This is a genomic window from Streptomyces sp. NPDC057137, from assembly GCF_042670825.1.
Taxonomy (GTDB): Bacteria; Actinomycetota; Actinomycetes; order Streptomycetales; family Streptomycetaceae; genus Streptomyces.
Map to the genome: position 1 here is coordinate 72651 of NZ_JBHUUW010000035.1, position 9487 is coordinate 82137.

The window sequence follows — 9487 nt, forward strand, 5'->3', positions numbered from 1 at the left end:
CGGTCACTGATCACTCCGCCCTCTGGCTGACCGACCGTGAAGCGGCCACTGCCGGTGCCACGGTCATTCGGCGTCCGCCGGGTTCTTCAGGACTTCGATCACGCTCGCGTAGCTGTCGGAGCCGTGGCCAGCCGCCCGGGTCCGTTCCATGGTGGCCTTGAGGAGTTCGGGCAGGGCATTGTCGATACCGCGGGCCGCCGAGGCGTGCAGGAGATGGTCGATGGCCGCGATCTGTACGTCGACGGTGGCGTCGTCGCCCGGGTAGTGGCCGGCGTCGACCTGGGAGGCGTAGGTGGTCAGGAAACCGGCCACGGCGCTCAGCCAGCGAATCGCGACAGGGGTGAAGGCCGTGGCCTCCGTCTTCTCCGCGCCGACCAGCGCGGTGCCGTGCAGCCACCCGGTCATGGCGGACCACATCAGGCCGAGCAGGGCGGCATCGTAGAGGGAGGCCAGGCCCGGGTCGGTGCCCAGGTGCAGAGGGTCGCCCAGGGACGCCAGCGTCGGACGATGGGCTTCGAAGACGGTCCGCGACCCGCTGTAGAGGAACATCATCTCGGGGCTGCCGACCCCCGGCGGGGTGGTCATGATCGCGCCGTCGAGGTAGTCGGCGCCGTGCGAGCGGGCCCATACCTCGGCTTCGTGGGCCTGCTCCGGGGAACCGGAGGTGAGGTTGACCAGGGCCTTGCCCGCCAAGGAGCCCGCGGCGGGGTCCAGGGCGGCGTGCAGCGCCTCGTGGTCCAGTACGCAGGCGATGATCAGCGGGCTCGCCGCGACCGCCTCCTCGGGCGTCGCGGCCAGCTTGGCGCCCCGGTCGACCAGCGGCTGCGCTTTGTGCGCCGAACGGTTCCACACAGTGGTCGCGTGGCCCCGCTCCAGCAACACGGTGGCCAGCGCCGAACCCATCGCGCCCAGTCCGACGACGGTCACAGCCGAACGATCGAAATCCATGTCCCAACTCCCTTTCTGTACGTACGTGGTTGATCACGTACGCACCACGCTCGCAGCACGCGGCGACCGGGAACAGTGACACCGGTGACGGCGACCACCAAATTGCTGCCATACGCTGACAGGCATGAGCGCTGGTTCTGTCGCCGTGGTCGTGACCGAGGGGATCGGGGTCCCCTCCTGGAGCCTGTACGAACTGAGCATCCCCTGCACCGTCTTCGGAAAGCCGCAGCCCGACCTGGCGGACCCCTGGTACGAACTGCGCCTGTGCGGCGCCCAGGAGCCCGATCAGAACACTCCCGCGATCGGCACCGGACTGTCCCTGAACACCCGCTACGGCCTCTCCGACATCGCCGGCGCCGACACGGTCATCGTGCCCTCGGTACCCGATGCCTGCGTCGACGAGAACAGACCACTGTCTCCGGAACTGATCACGGCCCTGCGCCTTGCCCACGACGCCGGCGCCCGCATGGTCTCCCTGTGCACCGGCGCCTTCGCACTCGCCGAGGCCGGCATCCTCGACGGCCGCCGCGCCACGGCCCACTGGATGCACACCGCCCAACTGGCCGCGCGCTACCCGAAGGTGCACGTCGACGACTCGGTGTTGTACGTGGACGACGGCGACGTACTCACCAGCGCCGGCCTGACCGCCGGACTCGACCTCTGCCTCCATCTCGTACGCCGCGACCTCGGCCCGCACGTCGGCAACCAGCTGGCGCGCCGCATGGTGGTCCCCGCCCACCGTCCCGGCGGCCAGGCGCAGTTCATCGACCTGCCCATGCCCGCCACCGACGACAGGGGCCTGGGGCCCGTACTGGACTGGGCGCGGGCGCACCTCGACCGACCGCTGACGGTCGAGGACCTGGCGCAGCAGGCCGCGGTGAGCCCGCGCACCTTCTACCGGCGACTCCAGGCGGCCACCGGGACGACTCCGCTGCAGTGGCTCCTCAACCAGCGTCTGCGACGGGCCCAGGGCCTGCTGGAATCGACGGACCTGCCGATCGCCAGGATCGGAGAACTGAGCGGCCTCGGCACGGCGAACAACCTCCGCCACCACTTCCTCAAGCAGATCGGGGTGTCGCCGAGCGACTACCGGCGGGCCTTCCCTCGGACGTAGCGGGCCACGACACCCACTACACCCACGACACCCACGACATCCAGGACACCCACGACACCCACGACACGGGTCTCCAGGACCGCATCAGCGGGTGCTTGTCGTTCGTCTGTGCGGCATGGCCCACGTTGGGATGAATGTCGAGTGATCGTGCTCTGCCGGCCGACGGGTCCCGGCACGCTGTTCCTTGTCGATCCGGGTGTCTGACACCTGCACCGCACACATCCCAGAGGTGTGGCCGCCGATCTTCAGGCCGGTGGTGTTCGTGGAGGCAGGTGAGGAGTCCGCGTGAAGGTTGAACGAGCCATGGCCCCCAGTGCCTTTGCGCCCGTCGGCCCCGCCGCCCACAGCCCGGGAGGCGCGGACTCCCGGGCGCCGGTTCCACGGCACGTCGCCTGTGTGATGGACGGCAACGGCCGGTGGGCCGCGCTCCGGTCGTTGCCGAGGACATCGGGTCACCGTGCCGCGGAGGCGACGGTGATCGATGTCATCGAGGCCGCGCGGGCCGCCGGGGTTCAGTGGCTGAGTCTGTACGCGTTCTCCACCGAGAACTGGCAGCGGCCGGGCAGCGAGGTCGATTACCTCATGCGGCTGGTGCGCCGCGTGGTGCGCAAGCATGCCCCACTGCTGCAGGCCCGGGGGATCCGCTGCCGGTTCCTCGGCGTCACCGACTCTCAGATCCCCGCCGAACTGGCCCGGGACTTCGCCGATCTGACGACGCTGACGAGCAGGAATCGCGGCATGACGCTGACGGTGGCGTTCGATCATGGCGGCCGCTCGGACATCGTCGAAGCGGCACGCTCCCTGATCCGCAACCAGGTGCCGGCCGAAGCGGTGAGCGAGGAGAGCTTCGCCGCGCACCTGCCCCACCCCGACACCCCCGACGTGGACCTGGTCATCCGGACCTCGGGGGAACAGCGCATCTCCAACTTCATGCTCTGGCAGGTCGCCTACGCCGAATTCATCTTCCCCCCGGTGCTCTGGCCGGACTTCAGAGCCGCGCACTTCGTGGAATGCCTGCACACCTACCGGCAGCGCAGCCGTCGTTTCGGCGGTCTGGCACCCCAACCGGCACCCCAAGCAGACGGAGTATCCCCACCGTGACCAACACCGCCGCCCCCACCTCCAGCCCCGGCCCCGGCACCTCCGACATTCCCTCCGCGGATCCCCTGTTCGGTCCGGGGTCGCAGTTCAACGCGTTGTTCAACGACCCGCGCTGGGCGCTGGCCATGATCCGGGCGACCGTGCTGGAGGCCGCGCACCCGCAGATCGGCGCCGCCCTCCTGGACAACTCGACCTTCGTGGCGCATCCCTGGCGGCGGCTGCGCAACACCTTCCAGAGCATGCAGCGCATGTTCTGCGCCGACGACCACGCCCGGCAGCGGGAGGCGGCCCGCCTGAACCGGCTGCACGCGCGCCTGAACGGCACCGATGCCCGCAGCCGGCCCTATGACGCGATGGAGCCCGGGGTGCGGGCCTGGGTGGTGGCGACCTTGTTCGAAAGCGCGGTGACCATGTGCCGCCTGGGCGGACAGCCCCTCGAACAGGCCACCATGGAAAAGCTGTACACCGAGTTCCAGGCCTTCCTCGCCACCATGGGCGACCAGGCCGGACATCTGCCGCCGACCCTGAACGAATTCTGGCCCTACTTCGACCGCACGGTCGAGGAGGAGTTGGAGAACACCGAAGCCCTGCGCATCATCCTGTACAAGCTCTTCGACCACCTTCCCGCGCCGCCGGTACTGGACGGACTGCCTACGGTGTGGGCCGCCGGCCGTACGCTGGCCGGACCCGTCATCGGCGCCATCACCGTGGCTTCCCTTCCCGAACCGTTCCGCCGGAAGGCGGGCCTGCCCGAGATCCCCGGAGCGCAGACGCTCATGCAGAGCGCCTATCTGGCCGCCGGTCTGGCACGCTTCCTGCCCGACAACTGGATCCAGGCCGAAGGCATCGCAGGACTGCTCTTCCTCTCACCCGACAGCGACGACCCCCGGGCGCGAAGCGTCACCACGGTGCGGGACGTGATGAAACGGGCCGGCGCCTTCATCAGGCTCATCACGCCCCTTCCCGCACAGCCCGAACCGACCCGCGCGCCCGCGCCGCGGCGCAGCGCCGAGGAGTTCTTCCACGCGGTGCTGGACCAGACCGGCGACGGGTATCTGGACTGGCCCGACCTCGCCGCCATGGCCCGGGAACTCTCCGGCCGCCTCGACCTGGACGAACCACAGGAGACCCGCCTCTACGACGCGTACGCCCAGTGGTGGAAGGAACTCCAGACGGCCCTCGACGCCGACGGCGACGGCCGCGTCAGCGCCCAGGAGTATGCCGCCGCCGTCCCCTCCCTCGCCGGCCCCGCCCTCATCCGAGTCGCCGAAGTGCTCTTCGACGCGACCGACAAGGACGGCAACCAGACCATCGACGCGGACGAGTACCGGGCCCTGTTCCGCACCGGCTTCCAGCGGGACATGGACAGCCCCGGGGGAACGTACTCGCGCAGCGCGTTCCTGAACGACTTCCTCTCCTTCATGGCGGGCCGTCAGCGCTCAACCGCCTACGACCCACTGCTCACCGAGGCATAGATCTGTACGCGACCGGGCGACGCCGGTGCCACCGGGGGCTTGTGCCGGGTTCATCGGTCGCTGGAGTAGGTCCTGCGCCTCAGGCGCGCTTCGCGCCCGCTGTCCAGGGTCGGTCGTCATGGAGACCACGGGAATCGTTCGTCGTCCGACGGCGGAGCGTGTACGCGGCGCGGCGGAGGCGTTCGCCGAGAAGTTCGGGAGGGATCATCCCCGCGCGTGCGGGGAGCGCGGCGTCCTCAGTTGAGGGCGAGGAGTACCAGGGTCAGCACCGCGCCGCCCATCACCACCCCGTGCCGGGCGTTCTGCAGGTGGGGGAAGACCCAGGACGGGAAGGCTCGTTCCGCCGTGTCGAGCAGGGATCGGACGTCGATCCGGGTCAGTTCCGGGTCGCCCTTCTTGGCGAAGGCGGCCGTGACGGACTTCTCGGCGGTCAACTGGCTGTACAGGATGCCGACGTCGGCGAGGAGGACCAGCGGCATCAGATACCAGGAGAGCGTCTCGCCCAAGTCGCCGCCCGTCAGTGTCAGGCAGGCCGGGACGGCTGCCATCAGGGCCAGGGTCACCGGGGCGATCGTCTCGTGGCCGCCGGCGTCGAACCGTATCCCGTTGTCGGCGAGCACCGTGGTGCGCACACCCTGTCGGGTCAGCTCGGCCTCGGCGGCAGCCTGTGCCTGTGCGCCGTAGCGACTGCGGACCATCGGAATGGTCACGAACGCGAGGGCGACCAGGAACTGGACGACTGCGGTGATGGCGGTCATGGCGGACTCCGTCGGGTGTGGGTTCTGGGTGGTCCCGAGGGCATCCCCCCGAGTCCTTGTACTAAGTGCAAGAGGAAGTTAGCCCAGTAGTTGAACTAAGTGCAAGACGGGTTCGCGAACTTCCTGTACTAAGTTCAAGTACGCTCGCTCGCATGGCACGCAACACACTCACCGCAGAGCAGATCGTCCGGGCCGCCATCGAACTCCTCGACGCGGAAGGGCTCGACGGGCTGAACATGCGCAGCCTCGGCGGCCGTCTCGACTCCGCCGCCACGGCCGTCTACTGGCATGTGAAGAGCAAGGACAACCTGGTACGGCTCGCCGTCGACGAGGTCTGGCGGGAGGTCGAGCTGCCCGATCTGGACGCCCTCCACTGGCGCACCGCCGCGACCCGGATGGCGGCCGGCCTGAACGCGATGATGAACCGGCACCCCTGGCTGGTGCAGGCCATCGCCGGTCATCTGCTGTACGGGGAGGCGAAGGCCCGGCACGACGACCACATGCTCGCCGTGTACGAGAAGGCGGGCTTCGTGGGTTCCGACGCCGACCAGGCCGCCGCGACCGTTTTCATGTTCGCGCTCGGCGGTGCGGCGGGCGCGTCGGCCAACGTCGCCCTGTCCCGGCGCCTGGCCCGCGCCGGCGGCGACCCGGACGTGCTGATGGCGGAAACGGTAGAGCGGGCAGGGGAGTTCGCGATGCGGTACCCACGACTGCGGGCGCGCGTCGAAAAGGCGGCCTCGGGAACGGAGTACGGCCAGGCGCCCGAGGACAGCTTCACCTTCGGCCTCACGGCGATCCTGGACGGGTTCGAACGCCGTCTGGCGGGCGGATAGCGGGGGCTCACCTCGAACACCGCCGGCTGCGCGAACCGGCCGGCGGCGGCCCGTCGGCGGCGTAAGTCGCGGGGCGTAGGTCAGTACGCGGCGAGGATCTTCGCCAGCTCCGCCGGGCGCGCCAGGTGCGGGAAATGCCCGCTGCCGGGGATCACCGTCACGGTGACGTCCGGCAGCACCGTCTCCAGCCACTGGCGGTACGGGGGCGGCAGCTCCTCCCCGCTCACATGGTGATAGGCGATTCCGCGGTCCCGGAGGGCGCCCATGTCCCGCGTCCGCCGCTCGGTGAGGACCTCCGCCGGCGTGGTGAGTATCTCGTCCCAGTACCCGAGGAGCAGGTCCTGCCGGGGAGTTGTCGCCGTGCCGACCAGTTCGCGTGCCGTCGGCGGGAGCAGGTCGATCCCCATGCCCTGGAGCATCGTCTCCCAGACCTCCCCGTACGCGGGGCTCCGCAGGACCGGTTCTGCCCGGAGGAGTACGTCCCTGAACGGTCCGGCCAGCGGCGGCTGATCGATGTTGACGACGGCGGCGGCCGGGTGGGCCGCCGCGTACACCGTGGCCAGGGCGCCGCCGAGGGAGTGTCCGACCACGACGGGAGTGTCGAACCCGGCCTCCGTCGCGGCGTCGTGCACCTGCTCGGCCACGACGTCCAGGTGGTAGGAGGGGCGGCGGGCCGAGCCGCCGTGGCCCGGCAGGTCGACGGCGAGCACGCGGCGGCCGGGGTCCACGGCGTCCAACTCGTCGATGAGCGGGCCCCACTGCCTCCGGTCGTAGGAGAGGCCGTGCAGCAGGATGATCGGCCGCCGGGCGTCGGAGGTGCCGTGGATGTCGGCGGCGAGGCCGGCGAGGGTCGTGTGCCGCGTACTGTTCACCAGGTTTCCCCTCTCTGGGGTGTCACGCCGGTAGCCATGACCTCAGGGCGAACCACCTGTCGGTCCCTTACCGTCCATTGTCTGCCGTCCGGCCCGTCTTCGCAGGTCAGACGATCCAGCGTGCGGGCCGCCGAGCGCGGGCCGGTAGACGGAACGTTCTCCCGCGCGTGGGGAGTCGCGGGGGTGGGCGTCGGCCGGCGGAGCCACGACGTCGATCCGGGAGACCTTCGCCCCCACCTCACACGCTGCCCCGTTGACGTGATTTACCGATGATCGTAGGCTGCCTCGCCGTCGGTTTCGGCCATGTCCATGACGTAACTCCCCCGCGAGTGCGGGGGAGTTGCCGTCGCCTCCTCCACCGCAGGTCAGGGCCACTGCTCGACCGTTACAGCCGCTACAGCCGCACCGCTCCGCACCCACGACTCTGGGAGACGCATGTGAAAAGACGTCGCGCGACCACTTGGGCCGCCTCATCACTCGTCGCAGCTCTCGCCTTGACCGGCACGCTCACCGGCCCCGTGGCCGCGGCGCAGGATCGGGCGGGTGCGGTGGTCGCCACCGCGACCGACCCCGTCACGCACGCGGAGAACGACCGCGTCCCCGAGGGCTCCGTCTGGACGCAGAGCTACTTCCCGTCCTCCGACGACTCCGGCACCGAACTGCACGCCGACGTCCTGCTCCCCGAGGCACTGGCCAAGAAGAAGCGCGTGCCCGTCATCCTGTCGATCGGCCCGTACTTCGGCCACTCGGGGCAGACCGGCCCCGAGGACTGGACGCACACCGGTCCCTCGAACCGCTTCCAGGACTTCATCGAGGGCACGGACCTGTTCGACGAGGGATACGCCTTCGTCATGGTGGACCTGCGCGGCTTCGGCGGCTCCACCGGCTGCCTCGACTGGGGCGGACCGGGCGAGCAGGCCGACGTCAAGGCCGCCGTCGACTGGGCGGCCAAGCAGCCGTGGTCCACCGGTGCGGTCGGCATGTACGGCAAGTCGTACGACGCCGTCACCGGCCTCATCGGCAACAACCTGGACCAGCGGGCGCTCAAGGCCGTCGTCGCCCAGGAGCCCGTGTGGGACATGTACCAGTACATCTACTCCAACGGTGTGCCCCGCCCGAACGTCACCGGCACCGCCAACGCCTACAACTCCATCGCCACCACTGACCAGATGGCGGACGACGACCCGCGCTACCTGGCCAACTCCCGGTGGGAGGAGACCCACCCGGAGTGCCTCACGGAGAACTCGGCCGGATACCGAATAGCCGACCAGCGGGACAAGCACTGGACCTCCCGCGACCTGGCCAGGATGGCCAAGCGCACCGACACCCCGCTGTTCGTCACGCAGGGCTTCATCGAGAACAACACCAAGCCCGAGGAGATGCAGGAGTACCTCGGCAATCACCAGGGCCCCGAGCGCGGATGGCTCGGCCAGTGGGACCACGTGCGTGGCGGTGACGTCACCGGCGACGGGCGCCTGGCCATGGGACGCGAGGGCTGGTACGAGGAGACACTCTCCTTCTACGACCAGTACCTCAAGGGCATCAAACCCAAGGTCGACTACCCGGCCTACTCGGTCCAGGACTCCACCGGCACCTGGCGTGCCCAGAAGACGTGGCCCGTCGTGGAACGGCCCGTCACCCTCCCGCTCGGCGACGGCTCGTACGTGGACGACGGCGGTGCCTCCGCACGCGTGGGCCTGGCCCCGTCCGGCGAGGCGACGCCGGGGCCCCGCCAACAGCCGTCCGGCGAGTGGGACATGGAGAACGCTCCCGCGCTCGACCCGGCCGCGCCGAAGGGCCTGGCCGAGGGGCAGGCGAAGCGCCAGAAAGCCGGTGAGATCACGTCGAGCTTCTTCGTGTGGTCCAAGCCGGTCAAGCGGGCCGTGCGTGTCACCGGCACCCCACAGGTCTCCCTGACCGCCAAGGGCGGGGGCAATGTCATGGTCAAGCTGTACGACGTGGCCCCGGACGGCACCGCCGTCATGTTCGACGAGCAGGTCTCCCTGCTGGACACGGGCAAGCTGACGGTCGACCTCAAGGCGACCGACTGGACTCTGGCCTCCGGACACGTCCTGGCGGTGGAAATCGGCTCCATCCAGACCGGTTCATGGCGCGACACGCCCTCCGGCGAGACGATCAAGGTCAAGAACGCGCGGCTCGAACTGGCCCTGGACGGCCCGGCCGACGACCGCCCCACCGCCGGGGCTCGCTCACCGTTCCTGGACACCTATCTGCGCCAGTACACGGTGGACCTGCCGGCCGGCCCCGCGTCGTTCACGGTTCCCACCACCGGGCGCCACTGATCCTCGGGTCGGCGTCCGCCGACCCTGTGCCCACCCGAGCAGCGGGGCGCCGCCCGGGCCCCGCGGGCGGGCGCGGGGGTGGG

General features: G+C 69.9%; 8 protein-coding genes. 5 read left to right on the forward strand and 3 right to left on the reverse strand.

The features are described 5' to 3' along the window. Window positions 1-63 precede the first annotated feature (63 nt). A complete protein-coding gene (locus ACFT9I_RS25215) occupies window positions 64-948 on the reverse strand; it encodes an NAD(P)-dependent oxidoreductase (RefSeq protein WP_382567698.1) in 885 nt (294 codons plus the stop codon). Window positions 949-1072: 124 nt separating this feature from the next. Here ACFT9I_RS25215 and ACFT9I_RS25220 point away from each other — a divergent pair, with 124 nt between their 5' ends. From ACFT9I_RS25220 to ACFT9I_RS25230, 3 genes are all read left to right on the forward strand, one after another. Next, entirely contained in the window at window positions 1073-2062 is a 990-nt protein-coding gene (locus ACFT9I_RS25220; protein WP_382567700.1) for a GlxA family transcriptional regulator, read from the forward strand. A 303-nt stretch (window positions 2063-2365) separates the two neighbouring features. After that, on the forward strand, window positions 2366-3163 hold the full coding sequence (uppS, locus tag ACFT9I_RS25225; protein WP_382567723.1) for a polyprenyl diphosphate synthase: 798 nt from the start codon (window positions 2366-2368) through the stop codon (window positions 3161-3163). After that, a complete protein-coding gene (locus ACFT9I_RS25230; protein WP_382567702.1) occupies window positions 3073-4638 on the forward strand; it encodes an oxygenase MpaB family protein in 1566 nt (521 codons plus the stop codon). Before uppS ends, ACFT9I_RS25230 begins: the two co-directional genes overlap by 91 nt. A 236-nt stretch (window positions 4639-4874) precedes the next feature. Here ACFT9I_RS25230 and ACFT9I_RS25235 read toward each other — a convergent pair whose 3' ends face one another. Then, window positions 4875-5396 carry a hypothetical protein gene (locus tag ACFT9I_RS25235; protein ID WP_382567704.1) on the reverse strand — a complete coding sequence of 174 codons (522 nt, stop codon included), beginning with the start codon at window positions 5394-5396 and terminating at the stop codon, window positions 4875-4877. A 152-nt stretch (window positions 5397-5548) separates the two neighbouring features. Between ACFT9I_RS25235 and ACFT9I_RS25240 the strand changes: the two genes are divergently transcribed. After that, window positions 5549-6229, forward strand: coding sequence for a TetR/AcrR family transcriptional regulator (locus ACFT9I_RS25240; protein WP_382567706.1), 681 nt, complete (start codon window positions 5549-5551; stop codon window positions 6227-6229). An 80-nt stretch (window positions 6230-6309) separates the two neighbouring features. Here the strand turns inward: ACFT9I_RS25240 and ACFT9I_RS25245 are convergent, their stop codons facing one another. Beyond that, on the reverse strand, window positions 6310-7101 hold the full coding sequence (locus tag ACFT9I_RS25245; RefSeq protein WP_382567708.1) for an alpha/beta fold hydrolase: 792 nt from the start codon (window positions 7099-7101) through the stop codon (window positions 6310-6312). Window positions 7102-7538: 437 nt separating this feature from the next. Between ACFT9I_RS25245 and ACFT9I_RS25250 the strand changes: the two genes are divergently transcribed. Further along, complete coding sequence (locus ACFT9I_RS25250) at window positions 7539-9404, forward strand: CocE/NonD family hydrolase (protein ID WP_382567710.1); 1866 nt, start codon at window positions 7539-7541, stop codon at window positions 9402-9404. Window positions 9405-9487: the final 83 nt, after the last annotated feature.